General features: G+C 53.3%; 18 protein-coding genes. 9 read left to right on the top strand and 9 right to left on the bottom strand.

Translation table 11 applies throughout. The annotated features are described in order from the left end of the window. The first annotated feature begins 146 nt into the window (after window positions 1-146). Entirely contained in the window at window positions 147-1547 is a 1401-nt protein-coding gene (sthA, locus tag FEK42_RS14740) for a Si-specific NAD(P)(+) transhydrogenase (protein WP_001120822.1), read from the top strand. On the opposite strand, the gene oxyR is transcribed toward sthA, so the two are convergent. From oxyR to argC, 4 genes are all read right to left on the bottom strand, one after another. Beyond that, window positions 1530-2447: a DNA-binding transcriptional regulator OxyR gene (gene oxyR, locus FEK42_RS14735; RefSeq protein ID WP_130206544.1), complete on the bottom strand. Its 918-nt coding sequence runs from the start codon at window positions 2445-2447 to the stop codon at window positions 1530-1532. The genes sthA and oxyR overlap by 18 nt on opposite strands. 266 nt (window positions 2448-2713) lie before the next feature. Beyond that, window positions 2714-4087 carry an argininosuccinate lyase gene (gene argH / locus FEK42_RS14730; protein ID WP_135493224.1) on the bottom strand — a complete coding sequence of 458 codons (1374 nt, stop codon included), beginning with the start codon at window positions 4085-4087 and terminating at the stop codon, window positions 2714-2716. A 60-nt stretch (window positions 4088-4147) separates the two neighbouring features. Then, entirely contained in the window at window positions 4148-4924 is a 777-nt protein-coding gene (gene argB / locus FEK42_RS14725) for an acetylglutamate kinase (RefSeq protein WP_135493223.1), read from the bottom strand. A 7-nt stretch (window positions 4925-4931) separates the two neighbouring features. Next, complete coding sequence (gene argC, locus FEK42_RS14720) at window positions 4932-5936, bottom strand: N-acetyl-gamma-glutamyl-phosphate reductase (RefSeq protein WP_130206550.1); 1005 nt, start codon at window positions 5934-5936, stop codon at window positions 4932-4934. A gap of 153 nt (window positions 5937-6089) precedes the next feature. Between argC and argE the strand changes: the two genes are divergently transcribed. The 4 genes from argE (at window position 6090) to FEK42_RS14700 (ending at window position 13233) form a co-directional block, all read left to right on the top strand. Further along, window positions 6090-7241 carry an acetylornithine deacetylase gene (gene argE / locus FEK42_RS14715; RefSeq protein ID WP_138211876.1) on the top strand — a complete coding sequence of 384 codons (1152 nt, stop codon included), beginning with the start codon at window positions 6090-6092 and terminating at the stop codon, window positions 7239-7241. A 349-nt stretch (window positions 7242-7590) separates the two neighbouring features. After that, entirely contained in the window at window positions 7591-10242 is a 2652-nt protein-coding gene (gene ppc, locus FEK42_RS14710; RefSeq protein ID WP_138211875.1) for a phosphoenolpyruvate carboxylase, read from the top strand. Window positions 10243-10422: 180 nt separating this feature from the next. Then, a complete protein-coding gene (locus FEK42_RS14705) occupies window positions 10423-12156 on the top strand; it encodes a phosphoethanolamine transferase CptA (RefSeq protein WP_130222330.1) in 1734 nt (577 codons plus the stop codon). A 225-nt stretch (window positions 12157-12381) separates the two neighbouring features. Next, complete coding sequence (locus tag FEK42_RS14700) at window positions 12382-13233, top strand: AraC family transcriptional regulator (protein ID WP_130206558.1); 852 nt, start codon at window positions 12382-12384, stop codon at window positions 13231-13233. On the opposite strand, the gene FEK42_RS14695 is transcribed toward FEK42_RS14700, so the two are convergent. From FEK42_RS14695 to FEK42_RS14675, 5 genes are read right to left on the bottom strand one after another with little or no spacing between them, the layout of a single operon-like run. Beyond that, window positions 13220-13561 (bottom strand): PTS fructose-like transporter subunit IIB, encoded by a 342-nt coding sequence (locus FEK42_RS14695; RefSeq protein ID WP_130206560.1) that lies wholly within the window; start codon window positions 13559-13561, stop codon window positions 13220-13222. The genes FEK42_RS14700 and FEK42_RS14695 overlap by 14 nt on opposite strands. Before the next feature lies 1 nt (window position 13562). Further along, entirely contained in the window at window positions 13563-14441 is an 879-nt protein-coding gene (locus tag FEK42_RS14690; protein ID WP_135493222.1) for a [formate-C-acetyltransferase]-activating enzyme, read from the bottom strand. After that, on the bottom strand, window positions 14407-16704 hold the full coding sequence (locus FEK42_RS14685) for a formate C-acetyltransferase (protein WP_135490488.1): 2298 nt from the start codon (window positions 16702-16704) through the stop codon (window positions 14407-14409). Before FEK42_RS14685 ends, FEK42_RS14690 begins: the two co-directional genes overlap by 35 nt. Before the next feature lie 52 nt (window positions 16705-16756). After that, window positions 16757-17077, bottom strand: coding sequence for a PTS fructose-like transporter subunit IIB (locus FEK42_RS14680; RefSeq protein ID WP_130206566.1), 321 nt, complete (start codon window positions 17075-17077; stop codon window positions 16757-16759). A gap of 14 nt (window positions 17078-17091) precedes the next feature. Then, entirely contained in the window at window positions 17092-18171 is a 1080-nt protein-coding gene (locus tag FEK42_RS14675) for a PTS fructose transporter subunit EIIC (protein ID WP_130215303.1), read from the bottom strand. Window positions 18172-18480: 309 nt separating this feature from the next. Here FEK42_RS14675 and ptsP point away from each other — a divergent pair, with 309 nt between their 5' ends. The 4 genes from ptsP (at window position 18481) to FEK42_RS14655 (ending at window position 23662) form a co-directional block, all read left to right on the top strand. Further along, on the top strand, window positions 18481-20982 hold the full coding sequence (ptsP, locus tag FEK42_RS14670; protein WP_135493221.1) for a phosphoenolpyruvate--protein phosphotransferase: 2502 nt from the start codon (window positions 18481-18483) through the stop codon (window positions 20980-20982). 11 nt (window positions 20983-20993) lie between these two features. Continuing rightward, a complete protein-coding gene (gene fsa, locus FEK42_RS14665) occupies window positions 20994-21656 on the top strand; it encodes a fructose-6-phosphate aldolase (protein WP_135493220.1) in 663 nt (220 codons plus the stop codon). A gap of 10 nt (window positions 21657-21666) precedes the next feature. After that, window positions 21667-22770 (top strand): bifunctional L-1,2-propanediol dehydrogenase/glycerol dehydrogenase, encoded by a 1104-nt coding sequence (gldA, locus tag FEK42_RS14660; protein WP_130206574.1) that lies wholly within the window; start codon window positions 21667-21669, stop codon window positions 22768-22770. A gap of 274 nt (window positions 22771-23044) precedes the next feature. Continuing rightward, the gene (locus FEK42_RS14655; protein ID WP_135493219.1) at window positions 23045-23662 is read left to right on the top strand and encodes a DUF1287 domain-containing protein; all 618 of its coding nucleotides are present in this window, start codon (window positions 23045-23047) and stop codon (window positions 23660-23662) included. The last annotated feature ends 3 nt before the right edge of the window (window positions 23663-23665 follow it).

Genomic DNA, 23665 nt, shown 5'->3' with positions numbered 1-23665 from the left:
TAGTGAATTAATAAAATAAGAAGGGGGAAGACAAAGCAAAGGCCGGTCACGATATAGCCAGATAAATGACGGGGATCAATTGGCTTACCTGCGATAAAATGTTACCATTCTGTTGCTTTTATGTATAAGAACAGGTAAGCCCTACCATGCCACATTCCTACGATTACGATGCCATAGTAATAGGTTCCGGCCCCGGCGGCGAAGGCGCTGCAATGGGTCTTGTTAAGCAAGGTGCGCGCGTCGCAGTTATCGAGCGTTATCAAAATGTTGGCGGCGGTTGCACCCACTGGGGAACCATCCCGTCGAAAGCCCTCCGTCACGCCGTCAGCCGCATTATAGAATTCAATCAAAACCCACTTTACAGCGACCATTCCCGACTGCTCCGCTCTTCTTTTGCCGATATCCTTAACCATGCCGATAACGTGATTAATCAACAAACGCGCATGCGTCAGGGATTTTACGAACGTAATCACTGTGAAATATTGCAGGGGAACGCTCGCTTTGTTGACGAGCATACGTTGGCGCTGGACTGCCCGGACGGCACGGTCGAAACGTTAACCGCAGAAAAATTTGTCATAGCCTGCGGCTCACGCCCTTATCATCCAGCAGACGTCGATTTCACCCATCCACGCATTTACGACAGCGACTCAATTCTTAGCATGCACCACGAACCGCGCCATGTACTTATTTACGGTGCTGGAGTGATCGGCTGTGAATATGCGTCGATCTTCCGCGGTATGGATGTAAAAGTAGATCTGATCAATACCCGCGATCGCCTGTTGGCGTTTCTCGATCAAGAGATGTCAGATTCGCTCTCCTATCACTTCTGGAACAGTGGCGTAGTGATTCGTCACAACGAAGAGTACGAGAAGATCGAAGGCTGTGACGACGGTGTGATCATGCATCTGAAGTCGGGCAAAAAACTGAAAGCCGACTGTCTGCTCTATGCCAACGGTCGCACGGGTAATACCGATTCGCTGGCGTTACAGAACATTGGGCTGGAAACTGACAGTCGCGGACAGCTGAAGGTCAACAGCATGTATCAGACCGCGCAGCCGCACGTTTACGCGGTGGGCGACGTGATTGGTTATCCAAGCCTGGCTTCAGCGGCCTATGACCAAGGGCGCATTGCCGCGCAGGCGCTGGTAAAAGGTGAAGCCACCGCGCACTTGATTGAAGATATCCCTACCGGTATTTACACCATCCCAGAAATCAGCTCTGTGGGCAAAACCGAACAGCAGCTGACCGCGATGAAAGTACCGTATGAAGTAGGCCGCGCCCAGTTTAAACATCTGGCACGTGCACAAATCGTTGGCATGAACGTGGGTACGCTGAAAATTTTGTTCCATCGGGAAACGAAAGAGATTCTGGGGATCCATTGCTTTGGTGAGCGCGCTGCCGAAATTATTCATATCGGTCAGGCGATTATGGAACAGAAAGGTGGCGGCAACACTATTGAGTACTTCGTCAACACCACCTTTAACTACCCGACCATGGCGGAAGCCTATCGGGTAGCGGCATTAAACGGCTTAAACCGCCTGTTTTAACGCTTTATCGAAATGGCCATCCATTTTTGCGCGGATGGCCTCTGCCAGCTGCTCATAGCGGCTGCGCAGCGGTGAGCCTGGACGATAAACCAGACCAATGGTACGGCGTGGTTCCGGCTTAATGCACGGCAGATAAACGACGCCATCGCGTTTGCGTTCTGGCGGTACAGCCAGCGCAGGCAATAAAGTGATCCCGCTACCTGCGGCCACCATGTTGCGCAGCGTCTCCAGACTGGTCGCGCGGAAGTGTGTATCTTCATCCGCTCCAGCTTCAAAGCAGAAGCCCATTGCCTGATCGCGCAGACAGTGACCATCTTCCAGCATCAGCAGTTTTTCCCCTGCCAGATCGGCCATCGGCACGCATTCGCGATTAGACCACGGGTGATCTTCATAGACTGCCAACAACATGGGTTCATCAAACAACGGTACTTCAATGAATGCTTCGCTCTCTTTCACCAGCGCGAGGATCACGCAGTCGAGTTTGCCACTGTCCAGTTGCGCCAGTAACTGATGGGTCTGCGCTTCATGCAGATACATTTCCAGCTTCGGAAAGGTCTGGTGCAGCATCGGGATAATATGCGGCAACAGGTAAGGCCCAACCGTGGGAATCAAACCAATATGCAGCGGCCCGGACATCGTCTCCCCCTGCTGGCTTGCCATCTCTTTAAGGACTTTCACCTCGCGCAGCACGGTACGCGCCTGATCCACCAGTAGCATTCCCGCTTGGGTGAATAACACTTTACGGCTGGTCCGCTCCAGCAACATCACGCCCAGCTCATCTTCCAGCTTACGAATTTGCCCGCTAAGCGTCGGCTGGCTAACGTGGCAGGAATCTGCCGCACGCCGAAAATGGCGGTGCTCGGCCAGTGCCACCAGGTACTCAAGATCACGAATATTCATTATCCATCCTCCATTGCCACGATAGTTCATGGCGATAGGTAGCATAGCAACGAACGATTATCCCTATCAAGCATTGTGACTGATAATTGCTCACAGAAACGGAGCGGCACCTCTTTTAACCCTTGAAGTCACTGCCCGTTTCGAGAGTTTCTCAACTCGAATAACTAAAGCCAACGTGAACTTTTGCGGATCTCCAGGATCCGCTTTTTTTTGCCATAAAAAAGCCCGGCGATAAGCCAGGCTCAAATTTGTACATATAAATGTTCTTACCCCAACCGCGCTCTTGCAAAAGCAATCGCCTGCGCCACCTGCTGTGGTGAGACGCCGCCTTTTGCCGCACGCTTGTCGAGACACGATTGCAGCGACAGAATCGGATAGACATCTTCGCCAATCACCTGGCTGAATTTCTGCAACTCACTGAGCGGCAGCTCTTCCAGCGGTTTGCCCTGACGAATGGCTTCCACCACTGCTTCACCCACGATATGGTGCGCCTCGCGGAACGGTACGCCTTTCGCCACCAGGTAATCCGCCAGTTCAGTGGCGTTCGCGTAACCTTGCTGCGCCGCTTCCTGGCAACGCGGACGTTTCACCTGAATGCCGTCCAGCACCAGCGCCGCCATATGCAGGCAGTCCAGCCAGGTATCGAGCGCGTCGAACAGACCTTCTTTGTCTTCCTGCATATCTTTGTTGTAAGCCAGCGGCAGACCTTTCAGCGTCATCATCATGCCAGTTAACGCGCCCTGCACCCGCCCACATTTACCGCGAATCAGCTCCAGCGCATCCGGATTTTTCTTCTGCGGCATTAATGATGAACCAGAAGTCACGCGGTCAGAAAGCTCGACAAACCCCGCTTCGCCGGTGTTAAAGAAAATCAGATCTTCAGCAAAACGCGACAGATGCACCATGCCGATAGCGGCAGCAGAAAGTAGTTCCAGCACATGATCACGGCCAGAAACGCTGTCGAGACTGTTACGTGTCGCCGAAGCAAAACCCAGCCAGCCGGCTAACTGTTCACGATCGATTTCATAGGCCGTTCCCGCCAGTGCGCCACAGCCTAACGGGCTGACATCCAGACGCTTAAGCGCGTCCTGCAAACGGCTTTCATCACGCGCCAGCATCTCAACATACGCCAGGCACCAGTGAGCGAACGTCACCGGCTGGGCGCGTTGCAGGTGAGTGTAACCTGGCATCACCGCGTCCTGATTGTTTTGTGCGGTTTCCACCAACGCCGATTGCAGCTGACGGTTAGCCGTCAGCAACTCGCTAACGGTATCTTTGCACCACAGTTTCAGGTCAGTCGCTACCTGATCATTACGGCTACGCCCGGTATGTAGTTTTTTGCCTAACTGACCCACTTTGTCGATCAGTTTGCCTTCCACCCAGCTATGGATATCTTCGGCGTCGCTTTCGAGGATTTGTTGTGGCCTGGCGCGAACATCTTCCAGCAGCACGTTCAGCGCCTCTTCCAGTTGCACCTGTTCTTCTGCGGTTAACACGCCTACCGTTACCAGGGCTTTGGACCAGGCCACAGAGCCAACAATATCCTGCTCCGCCAGACGGTAATCAAAACGCAGTGAGTCGTTGAATTGTTTGAACCGCTGATCTGCTGCCTGGGTAAAACGCCCGCCCCAAAGTGCCATAACTCTGTTTCCTTATGTTGAAATTCAATGCCGGAAAGCGACGTCTCCGGCCAACAAAACTTAAGCTAAAATCCGCGTACCCATCGGCATACCGTTAAACAGTGCCGGAAGCTGTTCCGCATGACGCCAGGAAGCGATATCTACCGGACGGCCCAGCGTGCGCGCAGCATCCAGCGCCGCGTTCACTTTTACAATCATGCCGTCGGTAATAATGCCCTGCTCAATCAGTTGTTCCGCTTTCGCGGCGGTCATTTCGGCAATACGTTGCCCTTTACCGTCGAGAATGCCGCTGACGTCGGAGAGCAAAATCAGATCTGCGCCCAGCGTTGCCGCCAGCGCCGTCGCCGCCTGGTCGGCATTGACGTTCATCAGTTGTCCTTCGTCCGTTACGCCAATGGAGCTGACCACCGGCAGATAACCGTTTTCCAGCAACGTATTGATAAGCTTAGGCGAACCTGGCTGCGCCAGTCCAACATGGCCTAACTCTTCATCAAGCTGGGTCACTTTTAAGCTGTCGCCATCACCAAGAAACAAGCCTACGGCTGCAATCTGATGTTTCTTCGCCCACGCCAGCAGGGTTTTATTTGCCGTTCCCGCCAGCGCTCCGGTGATAATGTCTATCTGATCCGCAGGCGTCACCCGCAGGCCGTTTTTCTTTTTCACCGGCAGATTCAGCCCTTTCATCAGCTCATCCACCACGCAGCCGCCGCCGTGGACAATCACCAGCGGACGCTGATGTGACTCACGATATTTCACCAGTGCGCTGAACAGCCGTTCCAGCGCCTCTTCGCTATCCAGCAGTACGCCGCCCAGCTTGATAATTAATGGATTCATCATTGCACCCTTAAATAAGAGACTGCGTTTGGGCATAGCCGAAACGAATATTGGCACACTGGATTGCCTGTGCCGCCGCGCCTTTCAGTAAGTTATCTTCGGTCGCCACAATAATCAGATGCTCGCCCTGAACGGCAAACCCGATATCGCAAAACGGCAGCCCGACGACATTTTTTAGTGCCGGAACGCCTTTGTCATACAGACGCACCAACGGTTTATGCGCATACGCCTGCTGTAATGTCTGCGCCACTTGCGCCTGACTCACGCCCGGTTTCAGGCGGCAGGTAATGGTTTCGAGAATACCGCGCGGGAAATTGCCCAGATGCGGGGTGAAGATGACGTCAGCACCGAGATGCGTAGCGATCTCCGGCTGGTGGCGATGGGTAAAGATGCCATACGGTTGCAGGCTCACTTCACAAAAGCTATTTGAAATCGCTGCCTTACGCCCTGCTCCGCTCACGCCGCTGGTGGCGTTAATCACCGGCCACTGACTGAGGTCGAGAAGATCGGCATCAATCAACGGTTTCAGCGCCAGCTGTGCCGCCGTCGGATAACAGCCCGGCACCGCAATCAAGTTCGCTTCTTTTAATTTATTGCCACACCACTCCGCCAGGCCATAGACCGCCTGCTCAAGCAATGCCGGGTATTGATGGGTAAAGCCGTAATATTTTTCATAGAAGGCGGCGTCGTTAACGCGAAATGCGCCGGAAAGGTCGAACACCACACAGCCCGCTTCAAGAAATTGCGGCGCTAAATCGTGGCTAACTTCATGGGCGGTGGCGAGAAACACCACATCCACCCCTGGGCTAAACTCGCTGATATCCGACATCGGCTGCAACGGCAGATCAACGATGCCTTTGAGCTGCGGATGCAAATCGGAGATTAACTTTCCCGCATCATTGCTTTGCGCTGAGACAGTCAAAGCGGTTATGTTCATATGCGGATGGCGATTTACATAGGTCACTAGCTCTGCGCCAGCGTAGCCGCTGGCACCCACAATCAGCGTATTCAACATCGGGGCTATTCACCTTCTTATGTCTGGTTGCCAGGTTAAACGTAAAACATTCACCTTACGGCTGGTTGGTTTTATTACGCTCAACGTTAGTGTATTTTTATTCATAAATACTGCATGAATATTGATACTATCATGACCAGAGGTGTGTCAACAATGAAAAACAAATTACCGCCATTTATCGAGATTTACCGCGCTCTGATTGCCACACCTTCAATAAGCGCCACGGAAGAGGCACTCGATCAAAGTAATGCAGATTTAATCACTCTGCTGGCGGACTGGTTTAAAGATTTAGGCTTCAATGTGGAAGTGCAGCCTGTGCCAGGAACTCGCAACAAATTTAATATGCTGGCAAGTACCGGACAGGGGGCTGGCGGCTTGTTGCTGGCGGGGCATACCGATACGGTGCCATTTGATGACGGTCGCTGGACGCGCGATCCGTTTACACTGACGGAGCATGACGGCAAGCTTTACGGCTTAGGCACCGCCGACATGAAAGGCTTCTTTGCGTTTATCCTCGATGCGCTACGCGATGTCGACGTCACTAAACTGAAAAAACCGCTCTACATTCTGGCGACTGCCGATGAAGAAACCAGTATGGCGGGAGCGCGTTATTTTGCCGAAACCACCTCCCTGCGACCGGATTGCGCCATCATTGGCGAACCAACGTCGCTGCAACCGGTACGCGCACATAAAGGCCACATCTCAAATGCCATTCGCATTCTGGGTCAGTCGGGCCACTCCAGCGATCCGTCGCGCGGGGTTAACGCTATTGAACTGATGCACGACGCCATCGGCCATATTTTGCAATTGCGCGATAATCTTAAAGAACGTTATCACTATGAAGCGTTTACCGTGCCGTATCCCACGCTCAACCTCGGGCATATTCATGGCGGCGACGCCTCTAACCGAATTTGCGCCTGCTGTGAGTTGCATATGGATATTCGCCCGCTGCCGGGCATGACGCTCAACGAACTTAATGGCCTACTCAACGACGCGCTGGCTCCAGTGAGCGAACGCTGGCCGGGTCGTCTGACGGTCGAAGAGTTGCACCCACCGATCCCAGGCTATGAATGCCCGCCAAATCATCAACTGGTTGAAGTGGTTGAGAAATTGCTTGGCGAAAAGACCGAAGTGGTGAACTACTGTACTGAAGCACCGTTTATTCAGACGCTATGCCCGACGCTGGTGCTAGGCCCGGGCTCAATCAATCAAGCCCATCAGCCTGATGAATATCTGGAGACGCGTTTTATCAAGCCCACCCGCGAATTGATTACCCAGGTGATTCACCATTTTTGCTGGCATTAAAACGTAGACCGGATAAGGCGCTCGCGCGCATCCGGCACCGTTGCCACACTCCGGTGCCACAATAATGTCGGATGCGATGCTTGCGCATCTTATCCGACCTACACCTTTGGTGTTATGTATGGCGATTTTTTAACATTCCCATAAGTTACGCTTATTTAAAACGTTGTGAATTTAATGGCGTAAATTCCTGCTATTTATTCGTTTGCTGAAGCGATTTCGCAGCATTTGACGTCACCGCTTTTACGTGGCTTTATAAAAGACGACGAAAAGCAAAGCCCGAGCATATTCGCGCCAATGCGACGTGAAGGATACAGGGCTATCAAACGATAAGATGGGTGTCTGGGGTCATATGAACGAACAATATTCCGCATTGCGTAGTAATGTCAGTATGCTCGGCAAAGTGCTGGGAGAAACCATCAAGGATGCGTTGGGAGAACACATTCTTGAACGCGTAGAAACTATCCGTAAGTTGTCCAAATCTTCACGCGCTGGCAATGATGCTAACCGCCAGGAGTTACTCACCACTTTACAAAATTTGTCGAACGACGAGCTGCTGCCCGTTGCGCGTGCGTTTAGTCAGTTCCTGAATCTGGCCAACACTGCCGAGCAATACCACAGCATTTCGCCGAAAGGCGAGGCTGCCAGCAATCCGGAAGTGATCGCCCGCACCCTGCGTAAACTGAAAAACCAGCCGGAACTGAGCGAAGAAACCATCAAAAAAGCGGTGGAATCGCTGTCGCTGGAACTGGTCCTCACGGCTCATCCAACCGAAATTACCCGTCGGACACTGATCCACAAAATGGTGGAAGTGAACGCCTGCTTAAAACAGCTCGATAACAAAGATATCGCCGACTACGAACACCACCAACTGATGCGCCGCCTGCGCCAGCTGATCGCCCAATCATGGCATACCGATGAAATCCGTAAGCTGCGCCCAACTCCGGTTGATGAAGCGAAATGGGGCTTTGCCGTAGTAGAAAACAGCCTGTGGCAAGGCGTACCAAATTACCTGCGCGAACTGAACGAACAACTGGAAGAGAACCTCGGCTATAAGCTGCCGGTCGAATTTGTTCCGGTACGCTTTACCTCGTGGATGGGCGGCGACCGCGACGGCAACCCTAATGTAACCGCCGATATCACCCGCCGTGTCCTGCTGCTCAGTCGCTGGAAAGCCACCGACCTGTTCCTGAAAGATATTCAGGTTCTGGTTTCTGAACTGTCGATGGTTGAGGCTACCCCAGAACTGCTGGCGCTGGTTGGCGAAGAAGGTGCCGCAGAACCGTATCGCTATCTGATGAAAAACCTGCGTTCTCGCCTGATGACGACACAGGCCTGGCTGGAGGCGCGTCTGAAAGGCGAAGAGCTGCCGAAGCCGGAAGGTCTGCTGACGCAGAATGAAGAACTGTGGGAACCGCTCTACGCTTGCTACCAGTCACTTCAGGCGTGTGGCATGGGTATTATCGCCAACGGCGATCTGCTCGACACCCTGCGCCGCGTGAAATGTTTCGGCGTACCGCTGGTGCGTATTGATATTCGCCAGGAGAGCACTCGTCATACCGAAGCATTGGGCGAGCTGACCCGCTATCTCGGCATTGGCGATTACGAAAGCTGGTCAGAGGCCGACAAGCAGGCATTCCTGATCCGCGAACTGAACTCCAAACGTCCGCTTCTGCCGCGCAACTGGCAACCAAGCGCCGAAACACGCGAAGTGCTTGATACCTGTCAAGTGATTGCCGAAGCGCCGCAAGGCTCTATTGCCGCCTACGTGATCTCGATGGCGAAAACGCCGTCCGACGTACTGGCCGTCCACCTGCTGCTGAAAGAAGCGGGTATTGGATTTGCGATGCCGGTCGCACCGCTGTTTGAAACTCTCGATGACCTGAACAACGCCAACGATGTCATGACCCAACTGCTGAATATCGACTGGTATCGCGGTCTGATTCAGGGCAAACAGATGGTGATGATTGGCTATTCCGACTCAGCAAAAGATGCGGGCGTGATGGCGGCCTCCTGGGCGCAATATCAGGCACAGGACGCATTAATCAAAACCTGCGAAAAAGCGGGTATTGAACTGACGCTATTCCATGGTCGCGGCGGTTCCATTGGTCGCGGCGGCGCACCAGCCCATGCGGCGCTGCTGTCGCAACCGCCGGGAAGCCTGAAAGGCGGCCTGCGTGTAACCGAGCAGGGCGAGATGATCCGCTTTAAATACGGTCTGCCAGAAATCACCGTTAGCAGCTTGTCGCTGTACACCGGGGCGATTCTGGAAGCCAACCTGCTGCCACCGCCTGAGCCGAAAGAGAGCTGGCGTCGCATTATGGATGAACTGTCAGTCATCTCCTGCGATCTCTACCGTGGCTACGTGCGTGAAAACAAAGACTTTGTCCCTTACTTCCGCTCCGCTACGCCAGAACAGGAACTGGGCAAACTGCCGTTAGGTTCACGCCCGGCGAAACGTCGTCCAACCGGCGGCGTCGAGTCTCTGCGCGCCATTCCGTGGATTTTTGCCTGGACACAAAACCGCCTGATGCTCCCAGCCTGGCTGGGCGCGGGTACGGCGCTGCAAAAAGTGGTGGAAGATGGTAAACAAAGCGAACTGGAAGCCATGTGCCGCGACTGGCCGTTCTTCTCAACGCGTCTCGGCATGCTGGAGATGGTCTTCGCCAAAGCAGACCTGTGGCTGGCGGAATACTATGACCAACGCCTGGTCGACAAAGCACTGTGGCCGTTAGGTAAAGAGTTACGCAATCTGCAAGAAGAAGACATCAAAGTGGTGCTGGCGATTGCCAACGACTCCCATCTGATGGCCGATCTACCGTGGATTGCCGAGTCTATTCAGCTACGAAATATATACACTGACCCGCTGAACGTACTGCAGGCAGAGTTGCTGCATCGTTCGCGCCTGGCAGAAAAAGAAGGACAGGAGCCGGATCCCCGCGTCGAACAAGCGTTGATGGTCACTATTGCCGGAATTGCGGCAGGTATGCGTAATACTGGCTAACCCCCCTCCTCTATCAACCCTCGTGCAATAGCGCGAGGGTTTTCTGAAATACTTCTGTTCTAACACCTTCGTTTTCAATATATTTCTGTCTGCATTTCACCCAGATTCTGGATATCCCTTCAGATATCCTTAAGGTTTTGTCCTTACATTCGGCGCTATTATCCAAAACGGGTTCTTACTATGCATTCCACTGAAGTCCAGACTAAACCCATTTTTAGCTGGAAAGCCCTGGGTTGGGCACTGCTCTACTTTTGGTTTTTCTCTACCCTGTTACAGGCCATTATTTACATCAGCGGCTACAGCGGCACCAACGGCATTCGCGACTCGCTGCTGTTCAGTTCGCTGTGGTTGATCCCGGTATTCCTCTTTCCGAAGCGGATTAAGATTATCGCAGCAGTAATCGGCGTAATGCTGTGGGCGGCGTCTCTGGCAGCGTTGTGCTACTACGTCATCTACGGTCAGGAGTTCTCGCAGAGCGTTCTGTTTGTGATGTTTGAAACCAACACCAACGAAGCCAGCGAGTATTTAAGCCAGTATTTCAGCCTGAAGATTGTGCTTATCGCGCTGGCCTATACGGCGGTGGCAGTTTTGCTGTGGACGCGCCTGCGCCCGGTCTATATTCCAAAGCCGTGGCGTTATATCGTCTCTTTTGCCCTGCTTTATGGCTTGATTCTGCACCCTATCGCCATGAACACGTTTATCAAACACAAGCCGTTTGAGAAAACGTTGGATAATCTGGCATCTCGCATGGAACCTGCCGCGCCGTGGCAATTTCTGACCGGTTATTATCAGTATCGTCAACAACTTAACTCACTGACGAAGCTGCTGAATGAAAATAACGCATTACCGCCACTGGCTAATTTCAAAGACGAATCGGGTAACGAACCGCGCACCTTAGTGCTGGTGATTGGCGAATCGACCCAGCGTGGACGCATGAGCCTGTACGGCTATCCGCGTGAAACCACGCCGGAACTGGATGCGCTGCATAAAACCGATCCGAACCTGACCGTGTTCAATAACGTAGTTACGTCTCGTCCGTACACCATTGAAATCCTGCAACAGGCGCTGACCTTTGCCAACGAAAAGAACCCGGACCTGTATCTGACACAGCCGTCACTGATGAACATGATGAAACAGGCAGGTTATAAAACCTTCTGGATAACCAACCAGCAGACGATGACTGCCCGCAACACCATGCTGACGGTATTTTCGCGCCAGACCGACAAGCAGTACTACATGAACCAGCAACGTACGCAGAGTGCGCGTGAATACGACACCAACGTGCTGAAGCCGTTCCAGGAAGTGCTGAAGGACCCTGCGCCGAAGAAACTGATCATCGTTCATCTGCTGGGTACGCATATCAAATACAAATACCGTTACCCGGAAAATCAGGGCAAGTTTGATGGCAATACCGATCATGTTCCGCCGGGATTAAGCGCAGAAGAGCTGGAGTCATATAACGACTATGACAACGCTAACCTGTATAACGATCATGTGGTTGCCAGCCTGATTAAAGACTTTAAAGCAGCAGACCCGAACGGTTTCCTGGTTTACTTCTCTGACCACGGTGAAGAGGTTTACGACACGCCGCCACACAAAACTCAGGGGCGTAACGAAGATAACCCGACGCGCCATATGTACACCATTCCGTTCCTGCTGTGGACGTCGGAAAAATGGCAGGCGACTCATCCGCGTGATTTCTCGCAGGATGTTGATCGTAAATACAGCCTGGCGGAACTGATCCACACCTGGTCGGATTTGGCAGGTTTATCTTACGACGGTTACGATCCAACCCGTTCGGTGGTGAATCCGCAGTTCAAAGAAACTACCCGCTGGATTGGTAACCCGTATAAGAAAAATGCGCTGATCGATTACGACACTCTGCCGTATGGCGATCAGGTGGGTAATCAGTAATTATCAGCCAGATGCTATTTGCCGGATGCGACGCTTGACGCGTCTTATCCGGCCTACAGATCGCGGCGGTAGCCCAGATAAGGCGTTCACGCCGCATCCGGCAATACAAGGCGACTGAAACTGCCACAATGTTTACATCGAACTCCCATCAGGCCACACTTTTCAGGTGGCCTTTTTTTATAATGCCAGTTACTGTTTTCCCGTCTACATACCTAAGGGAATAACATGTATCACGACGTCAGCTATCTGCTCTCCCGCCTGATAAACGGCCCGCTGTCGCTGCGCCAGATTTACTTTGCCAGCAGCAACGGTCCGGCGCCCGATCTTGCGTATCAGGTCGATTTTCCACGGCTGGAAATTGTGCTGGAAGGTGAGTTTGTTGATACCGGCGCTGGAGCAACGTTAGTTCCCGGCGATGTGCTGTACGTTCCCGCTGGCGGCTGGAATTTCCCACAATGGAAAACACCCGCGACCACCTTTAGTGTGCTGTTTGGCAAACAGCAACTCGGCTTCAGCGTCGTGCAATGGGATGGCAAACAGTATCAAAATCTGGCGAAGCAGCACGTCGCCCGACGCGGCCCGCGCATTGGTTCTTTTCTGCTACAAACGCTCAATGAAATGCAAATGCAGCCACAGGAGCAGCAAACGGCAAGGCTTATCGTCGCCAGCCTGCTTAGCCACTGCCGCGATTTGCTTGGCAGCCAAATCCAGACCGCCTCACGCAGCCAGGCTCTATTCGAAGCTATTCGTGATTATATCGACGAACGCTATGCCTCCGCGCTTACCCGCGAATCTGTCGCACAGGCATTCTATATTTCGCCAAATTACCTCTCGCATCTGTTTCAAAAAACGGGGGCCATTGGTTTTAACGAATACCTGAATCACACGCGACTGGAGCACGCTAAAACGTTATTGAAAGGGTATGACCTGAAGGTAAAAGAAGTGGCGCACGCCTGCGGCTTTGTCGACAGCAACTACTTCTGCCGTCTGTTTCGTAAAAATACCGAACGCTCGCCGTCGGAATATCGTCGGCAGTACCACAGCCAACTGACAGAAAAACCAACTACTCCAGAATAAGATGGGTTTGCTGCGGCGCAGAAAGCACTTTGCGCACCGCGCTCATCACCCGCTGCGGCTCACGCAGGAACGCGTAGATACTGCATTGCACGTAGCGACAATGTTCAAATCGCTCGGCACCGGAAAGCTCAATATCCGTAATCAACAGCGCGACATCCGCCCGGCGGATATCCTCGTCCGCTAAACGATTCTCCGTTCCCAGCGCGCCCTGGGTTTCAATGCTGACGCCCCACTTCTCTATCTGACACAACTTTTCCAGCCGTTCCGCCGCCATATAAGTATGCGCCACGCCGCTCACGCAGGCGGTTACTGCCACCAGGTATGCCATTTTAACCTCCCACGGTAACCTGAAATCCGGCCCGTTCTGCCATTTCGCGCATTGTTGCCACATCGACTGACGACGGCGCAGAAACCTCTTTCATCGACCATGTTTTCCCCAGCAGGCGGTATTTCGGCTCGCCGTACTGATGAAACGGCAACAGGTGGATCTGCCTGATATTCAGCGGGATCAGCACGTCCAGCGCCTGCTGCATATTCTCCCGGCTGAGTGTGAAGCCGGGGATCAGCGGCAAACGCGGGATCACGTTGACACCCTCACTCACCAGCAAACGCAGGTTCTCCAGTACGCGTGGCAGGTTCATCTTCACCACATCCCGCGCCTGAGTCGCGTCCATAATTTTTAAATCGAACAACACTTCATCGCACAATTTCGCCAGCGGTAACAACTTGCTGGCTGGCGCGTCTCCGGCAGTTTCGATGGCGCATGACACGCCCCACAGCCGCAGTCGTTGCAAAAAACGGGTAGCAAATTCCGCCTGCATCAACACTTCGCCACCAGAAAGCGTGACGCCGCCACCGGACGTGCGAAAGAAAATGTCATCTTTCATCACTTCCCGTTCCAGAGCGTCAAGGCTGATATCGCGACCAATCCGTTCAAACGCCCCGGAGGGGCATTCATCCGCATCGCGCAAACATTTCGCACAGTGCAGACATTTCGCCTCTCTGCGCACCGTCTGGATTTTGCCGGAGATCGACTCCGGATTAGCACACCACGGGCAAAGATGCGGACAGCCTTTAAAAAAGACCACCGTGCGAATGCCCTCGCCGTCATTCAGCGAATAACGCTGAATGTTGAAAATGCGCGCCACATCATCGAGGCGCGTTTCCACAACGTTACAGCTGATGCGCTGTCCGGCGGATGATGTCATCCTGGATCTCCTTCGACAGTTCGACAAAGAAGGCGCTGTATCCGGCAACGCGTACCACCAGCCCCGCATAGTCCTGCGGGCGTAATTGGGCTTCACGTAACGTGTCGGCATTCACCACGTTAAACTGAACATGCTGCAACTTAAGCTGGGTAAATGCCCGTAAGAAGTCGGCCAGTTTGCGTAATCCCGCGTCACCTTCCAGGGTAGCTGGAGTGAATTTCACGTTCAGCAACGTCCCGTTAGAAAGCAGCGTGTTATCGAGTTTACTGACGGACTTCAGTACCGCCGTTGGTCCTTGCCCATCCTGGCCCAGCATGGGTGACAAGCCGCCGTCTGCCAGTTGTTCTCCGGCAAAACGACCGTCTGGCGTCGCACCAACCACCGATCCCAACGGGACATGAGCAGAAACGGTATACGATCCCGGCGTGAAGTAACCACCACGCGGGTTCTGGTATTTTTCCACTTCTTTGCAGTAATGGCGCAACAGCTCGGCGCTGATGTTATCCACCTCGTCGATATCGTTACCGTATTTCTCGAAGCGATTAATTAAGCGAGCGCGGACTTTTTCGCCTTCTGGCGTTGCGAAGTTCGCTTTTAATACCGACAACAATTCGTCAAAACTTAAACGCTGTTGATCAAAAACCATCCCTTTCAACGCATGGAGAGAATCACTCAGGTTGGCGATACCGATCCCCTGTACGCCGGAGAAGTTATAACGCGCGCCGCCGTCGGTAATATCGCGGCCTTTCTCCAGACAATCACTGATAAACGACGAGAGCAGCGGTACAGGTGCCCAGTCACGGTGACCGATATCGCAAATATTGCTGCCCTCAACCATCAGGGTGATGTAGTGGCTGATCTTGGCGCGGATCTGTTCCAGCAAACCGTCATAGCTCAGCGCGGCATTGCCTTCATTCTCATGCAGGCAAATTTCCATCACTTTCAGCAGGTTAAACATCGCGATGTCGTGCAGACCGTAGGTTCTGCCAGGAATAGATAATTCCACGCAGCCCACCACTGAATAATCGCGCGCATCTTCCAGCGAAACGCCACGGTTGAGGAACGCAGGCACCACCACTTCATCGTTGAAGATTTGTGGAATACCCGTGCCGAGGCGAATGGTTTCTGCGGTTTTCATCAGGAACGGCGTGTCGATCAAGGCGTTAGTGCGCACGCCCAGGTTCGGTTGCGGCAACTGCACGCTCTGATAGGCATCAAGACAAAGGAACGAAAGTACGTTCACCGCACTGCGGCCATTCTCGGTTAAACCGCCGAGTAGTGCGGTATAACCTGTCGGGAAACCTGCGAAATAACGCGCGCTGCTGGTAGAACGTAACAGTACGATGTCGTTACATTTCACCCATAAAGATTCGAGCAGTTCTTTCAGGAACGCCGGATCTTCCCCCTGAGTTAATGATGCCTGATAGAACGGCAACATATACTGGTCGAAGCGCCCCAGCGACAGCGAACTAGCGTTGGATTCATATTGCAGGATGATGTTCATGTACCAGAATAACTGGCACGCCTGCCAGAACGTCTGCGGCTTATGTTCGGCGTTATGGCGGGAGATCTCCGCAATAGTCAGCAATTCTTCGCGACGCTGGGCATCTGTGCAGTTTGCCGCCATCGTTTCCGCCAGTTCGGCGTAACGCAAAATGTGTTTCTGCGAGGCTTCGAGCAGTAACAGCGCAGCCTGATAAAAGTGATTCTCCGGCTGTTGCTGGCAATGTTGCTGCATCTGCGCCACCAGCTCACCCAGCCCGTGATTCAGCAGGCGCGGGTAATCAATAATAATGTGTCCCTGGCCTTTATCCGTCTGGTTGATGCTAAAAATCTGCGTGCTGGTCGCGGCTTTTACTTCATCCGTCATCTGCCCGTTGATGAAATCTTTCATCGAACGTTTTTCCCAGTACGGGAACAACTCTTCGCGGTAGATACGTTTATCTTCTTCGCTAATGGCGAAGCGGTCTTGCGGGCGCGTCGGGAACTGATCCAACTCTTTCAGCAACCAGTAAGGGTCCATTTCCGGCGACATAATCCCGGCGCGCGGTTTTACGGTGCGGTTACCGGCAATCAGTTCTTCATCACGAATCGAAATTTCAACATGTTCAAGGATATACGCTGTTGCTCTCGCCCGACGCAATATCACCGGCTCGCCTTCAGTTTGCCGATGACTGGCAGTGTAAAGCAGCGCACGCTCCAGCGAGATTTCACGGGTATTGGAAAACAATGCAGTTTTAAGGCGAGAGATACGATTCGTCATGAGGAACTCCTGTAGGGAAAAACAAGCCCGCCGTTTCAGGCGGGCTAAAAACTCAAGCAGTCTGTGCCAGATGGGCTTCGATTTTGTTCATGATGGCGTCAGCACGTTTTACCGCATCGCTGATGTTGACGCGCACGATGGTCTTGCCAGCAAAACGCTCTTCAAACTTGATGCCGATATCTTTGGTCAGAATCACCATATCGGCGCTCGCCACGTCTTCCGCAGTCAGTTCGTTTTCCAGACCAATCGACCCCTGGGTTTCTACTTTCACTTCCCAGCCTTTCGCTTTCGCGGCACTTTCCAGCGCCTCTGCCGCCATATAGGTATGGGCAACACCTGAAGGACATGCGGTTACTGCAATAATTTTCGTCATGGCTCGTTCCTCAATTAATTAATTTCAAAATCCAGATCCAGGTCGTCTTCCTTCTCATCAGTCGAAGACCCATTTTTACGCGCCAGACTTTTCAGCACGTTAACGCAGATAGCCGTTGCTACAGCCCCAACAGCCACTGCCGCGATGTAACCCAACTTGCCTTCAACCACCGGCAGCACAATCAGACCACCCCAGCCTGCATAGCACTGCGCACCTACCATTGCTGCGGTCACCGTGCCACAGACAGTCCCTACCATAATGGAAGGAATGACACGCAACGGATCGGCGGCAGCGAAAGGAATCGCCCCTTCGGTGACGCCAACACAGCCCATTACCAGCGCCGCTTTACCGGTTTCGCGCTCTTCCGCGGAGAAATTTTTACGACCAATCAGCGTTGCCAGCCCCATGCCCAGCGGCGGAACACAGATCCCCACGGCAGCAATTGCCACCACGGTATAAACACCCTGAGCAACGCAAATCAGCATGAACGCATAGGCCACTTTGTTAACCGGGCCGCCCATATCGAACGCCAGCATCAGCCCCATAATCACCGCCAGCATCACCACGCTGCCTTGCTGCATACCCTGAAGCCACTGAGTCAGGCTGTTAGTCAACGCGCCTACCGGCTCGCCCAGCCCCCACATCATGACGCCAGCGGTAATTAAGGTACCGACGATCGGAATAATGAAGATAGGCATCACCGAGCGCAGAACTTTATGCACCGGGATTTTCTTCAGGTAATGCACCACAATGCCGCCGATGATCCCGGCGATCAGCGCACCAAAGAAGCCCGCACCAAAGCTGTTACCAACCCAGGCACCGATAGCACACGGGGCCAGCGCAGAACGTTCTGCAATGGAATAACCGATGTAAGCGGCGAGGAAAGGCACCATCAGCGTCAAACCTGCAACGCCGATATCAAACAGTTTTTTCAGATTCGGATCGGCTACGGCATCCGGCACTGCGCCTTTGCCATACAACATGACGGAAACCGCCAGCAAAATACCGCCCGATACCACAAAGGGAATCATGTGTGAAACGCCCGTCATTAAGTGCTGACGAGTGTTTTTCAGGATCTGTACCAACTCATTCATAAGTCGCTCCCAGGCTTACCCAAGCCTATGTCCATATTTTTTGATGGGAGAAACAATAGGCAATCGCAAGCAGGTCAAACAGTGGATAAAAAGGCCATTTACTGGACTTTTGTAATGTCAGTACAAAAATGCGATCCGCCTCATAACTTGCGTTAACTCGGAATCATGCCGGAATGGCGCGTCTTGTGAGACGCGTCGCAAATTGGCGGTTACATTACATTTGTCCAGCTTTTGGCAGATTTGTCACATGGCAGGTCGTTGCCATGCGCTCTTATCCTGTAAACAGAAAACCGTACCGGGAGAGAGGCAATGGCCCTGATTGTGGAATTTATTTGTGAGCTGCCTAACGGCGTACATGCGCGTCCGGCAAGCCACGTTGAAACGCTGTGTAATACTTTTTCATCTCAAATTGAGTGGCATAACCTGCGTACTGACCGTAAAGGCAACGCCAAAAGCGCCCTGGCGCTGATTGGCACCGATACACTGGTGGGCGATAACTGCCAGTTACTGATTTCCGGGGCTGACGAACAAGCAGCACACCAGCGCTTGAGCCAGTGGTTACGTGATGAATTCCCCCACTGCGATGCGCCGCTGGCAGAAGTTAAATCTGACGAGCTGGAGCCGCTGCCGGTTTCACTCACTAATTTGAATCCGCGCATTATTCGCGCCCGCACCGTATGTAGCGGTAGCGCAGGCGGCACGCTGACGCCAATTTCATCGTTAGATCTCAACGCACTGGGTAATCTTCCCGCCGCCAAAGGTGTGGACGCTGAGCAATCCGCGCTGGAAAACGGCCTGACGCTGGTGATGAAAAACATTGAGTTTCGTCTGCTGGATAGCGACGGTGCTACCAGCGCGATTCTGGAAGCGCACCGCTCGCTGGCTGGCGACACGTCCCTGCGCGAACATTTACTGGCAGGCGTTAGCGCCGGATTAAGTTGCGCCGAAGCGATTGTTGCCAGCGCGAATCACTTTTGCGAAGAGTTCGCCCGTTCCAGCAGTAGCTACCTGCAAGAGCGTGCGCTGGATGTGCGCGACGTGTGCTTCCAGTTACTCCAGCAAATCTACGGTGAACAACGCTTTCCGGCGCCAGGTAAACTGACACATCCCGCTATTTGTATGGCGGATGAACTGACCCCCAGCCAGTTCCTCGAACTGGATAAAAATCACCTCAAAGGATTGTTGCTCAAAAGCGGCGGCACCACCTCACACACGGTAATTCTTGCTCGTTCGTTCAACATTCCGACGCTGGTTGGTGTGGATATCGATGCCCTTACCCCGTGGCAGCAACAAACGATTTATATCGACGGCAACGCCGGGGCAATTGTGGTTGAGCCAGGGGAATCCGTGGCCCGTTATTATCAGCAAGAAGCCCGCGTACAGGACGCTCTGCGTGAGCAACAGCGTGTCTGGCTGACCCAGCAAGCGCGTACCGCTGACGGTATCCGTATCGAAGTCGCGGCGAACATCGCCCACTCCGTGGAAGCGCAGGCCGCATTTGGCAATGGCGCGGAAGGCGTTGGTTTGTTCCGCACTGAAATGCTCTATATGGATCGCACCAGTGCACCGGGCGAAAGCGAGCTGTACAACATTTTTTGTCAGGCGCTGGAGTCCGCCAACGGGCGCAGCATTATTGTGCGCACTATGGATATTGGCGGTGACAAACCCGTTGATTATCTGAACATTCCGGCAGAAGCTAACCCGTTCCTCGGTTATCGCGCGGTGCGTATTTATGAAGAATACGCCTCGCTGTTCACCACACAACTACGCTCGATCCTGCGCGCCTCTGCTCACGGCAGCCTGAAAATCATGATCCCGATGATCTCCTCAATGGAAGAGATCTTATGGGTGAAAGAAAAACTGGCAGAAGCCAAACAGCAGCTACGTAACGAACACATTCCGTTTGATGAGAAGATCCAGCTCGGCATTATGCTGGAAGTGCCGTCAGTGATGTTCATCATCGATCAATGCTGCGAAGAGATTGATTTCTTTAGTATCGGCAGTAACGACCTGACGCAGTATCTGCTGGCGGTGGATCGCGATAACGCTAAGGTTACTCGTCACTACAACAGCCTGAATCCGGCATTCTTGCGGGCGCTCGATTACGCCGTGCAGGCGGTGCATCGCCAGGGGAAATGGATTGGTCTGTGCGGAGAACTGGGGGCGAAAGGTTCCGTGCTGCCGTTGCTGATTGGTTTAGGTCTGGATGAACTGAGCATGAGCGCGCCGTCGATTCCGGCAGCGAAAGCGCGAATGGCACAGCTTGATAGCCGCGAATGCCGCCAGTTGCTCAACCAGGCAATGGCCTGCCGGACTTCGCTGGAAGTGGAACACCTGCTGGCGCAATTCCGTATGACGCAACAGGACGCACCGCTGGTCACCGCCGAATGCATCACGCTGGAAAGCGACTGGCGCAGCAAAGAAGAAGTGCTCAAAGGCATGACCGATAACCTGCTGCTGGCGGGCCGCTGCCGCTATCCGCGTAAACTGGAAGCCGACTTGTGGGCGCGCGAGGCGGTCTTCTCTACCGGTCTGGGCTTTAGTTTCGCCATTCCACACAGCAAATCAGAACACATTGAGCAATCCACCATCAGTGTAGCGCGTCTGCAAGCGCCGGTGCGCTGGGGCGATGATGAAGCGCAATTCATCATTATGTTAACCCTGAACAAACACGCCGCGGGCGATCAGCATATGCGCATTTTCTCGCGTCTCGCTCGTCGCATCATGCACGAAGAATTCCGTAACGCGCTGGTTAACGCCGCCTCTGCCGACGCTATCGCCAGCCTGCTGCAACATGAACTGGAACTGTAAAAGGAAACATCATGGAACTGTATCTGGACACCGCTAACGTCGCAGAAGTCGAACGTCTGGCACGCATATTCCCCATTGCCGGGGTAACAACTAACCCGAGCATTATCGCTGCCAGCAAGGAGTCCATCTGGGAAGTGCTGCCGCGTCTGCAAAAAGCGATTGGTGATGAAGGCATTCTGTTTGCTCAGACCATGAGCCGCGACGCGCAGGGGATGGTGGAGGAAGCGAAGCGCCTGCGCGACGTTATTCCGGGCATTGTGGTGAAAATTCCGGTAACCTCAGAAGGTCTGGCAGCAATTAAATTGTTGAAAAAAGAAGGTATTACTACACTTGGCACCGCAGTGTACAGCGCCGCGCAAGGAGTGCTGGCCGCGCTGGCAGGGGCAAAATACGTTGCTCCCTATGTAAATCGCGTGGACGCTCAGGGCGGAGACGGCATTCGTACCGTCCAGGAGCTGCAAGCGTTACTGGAAATGCACGCGCCAGAAAGCATGGTGCTGGCTGCCAGCTTTAAAACACCACGTCAGGCGCTGGATTGTTTGTTGGCAGGATGTGAATCCATCACACTGCCCTTAGATGTAGCGCAACAAATGCTCAACACCCCTGCGGTAGAGTCGGCTATAGAGAAGTTCGAGCACGACTGGAATGCCGCATTTGGCACTACTCATCTCTAAAGGAGCAATTATGGACCGCATTATTCAATCACCGGGTAAATACATTCAGGGCGCTGATGTCATTAATCGCCTGGGCGAATACCTGAAGCCGCTGGCAGAACGTTGGTTGGTTGTTGGCGATAAATTTGTATTAGGTTTTGCTCAGGCAACCGTCGAGCAAAGCTTTAAAGATGCCGGGCTGGTTGTTGAAATCGCCCCCTTTGGCGGTGAATGTTCGCAAAATGAGATCGATCGTCTGCGCGGCATCGCGGAGACTGCGCAGTGTGGCGCGATTCTCGGTATTGGCGGCGGTAAAACCCTTGATACCGCCAAAGCACTGGCGCATTTCATGGGTGTTCCGGTAGCAATCGCACCGACCATCGCTTCTACCGACGCGCCGTGCAGTGCGTTGTCTGTTATTTACACCGATGATGGTGAATTTGACCGCTATCTGCTGCTGCCAAATAACCCGAATATGGTCATTGTCGATACTAAAATCGTCGCGGGCGCACCTGCGCGTCTGTTAGCAGCGGGTATTGGTGATGCGCTGGCAACCTGGTTTGAAGCGCGTGCATGCTCTCGTAGCGGCGCGACCACCATGGCGGGCGGTAAGTGTACTCAGGCGGCGCTGGCGCTGGCTGAACTGTGCTACAACACCCTGCTGGAAGAAGGCGAAAAAGCGATGCTTGCCGCCGAACAGCATGTAGTGACTCCGGCGCTGGAGCGCGTGATTGAAGCGAACACCTATTTGAGCGGCGTTGGTTTTGAAAGCGGTGGTCTGGCGGCGGCACACGCGGTGCATAACGGCCTGACAGCTATCCCAGATGCGCATCACTATTATCACGGTGAAAAAGTGGCATTCGGTACGCTGACGCAGCTGGTTCTGGAAAACGCGCCGGTTGAGGAAATCGAAACCGTAGCCGCACTTAGCCATGCGGTAGGTTTGCCAATAACTCTCGCTCAACTGGATATTAAAGAAGATGTCCCGGCGAAAATGCGAATTGTGGCAGAAGCGGCATGTGCAGAAGGTGAAACCATTCACAACATGCCTGGCGGCGCGACGCCAGATCAGGTTTACGCCGCACTGCTGGTAGCCGACCAGTACGGTCAGCGTTTCCTGCAAGAGTGGGAATAACCTATGTCAAACTCCCGGCTTATCCGGGAGTTTGAACACAAAATAGCCTGATGCGCTACGCTTATGTGGCCTACCTAATCTCTGCAATATATTGAATTTGCGTGTTTTTGTAGGCCAAATAAGGCGTTCACGCTGCATCCGGCACTCTGTGCCAGTAATCTGAAACTCCCACGTTGATTGGGAGTTTTTTATCCGCTTCTGGACATTTTCTCCACAGAACAATCGTTAGCCCGGAAGGTCGAATCTGTGACTCTTATTTTCACGGATGAAACAGATGAAAGCTTCACTGGCGCTGGTCAGCCTGCTAACGGCATTTACCAGCCCCCCCTTAAAATCTCCCGCCGTTCCACCAGCCGTGGTACAAATCCAGGCCAACACCAATCTTGCCATCGCGGACGGTGCCAGACAGCAAATTGGCAGCACGCTATTTTACGATCCGGCGTATGTGCAGCTTACCTATCCTGGCGGTGATGTCCCGCAAGAACGCGGCGTATGTTCCGATGTGGTGATCCGCGCCTTGCGCAGCCAGAAGGTCGATTTGCAGAAACTGGTTCACGAAGATATGGCGAAGAATTTTGCCGATTATCCGCAAAAGTGGAAGTTAAAGCGCCCGGACAGCAACATCGATCACCGTCGGGTGCCTAATCTGGAAACCTGGTTTACCCGCCACGATAAAACACGCCCCACCAGCAAAAACGCCGGTGACTATCAAGCGGGCGATATTGTCTCCTGGCGACTGGACAACGGGCTGGCACATATTGGGGTGGTTTCAGATGGCTTCGCCCGCGACGGTACGCCGCTGGTGATACATAACATTGGCGCAGGCGCGCAGGAAGAAGATGTGCTGTTTAGCTGGCGGATTGTGGGGCACTATCGCTATTTTGTTAAATAAGAG

The sequence above is a fragment of the Escherichia sp. E2748 genome, from assembly GCF_005781125.1.
Lineage (GTDB): Bacteria > Pseudomonadota > Gammaproteobacteria > Enterobacterales > Enterobacteriaceae > Escherichia.
This window is presented reverse-complemented; position numbering and strand designations above follow the sequence as displayed.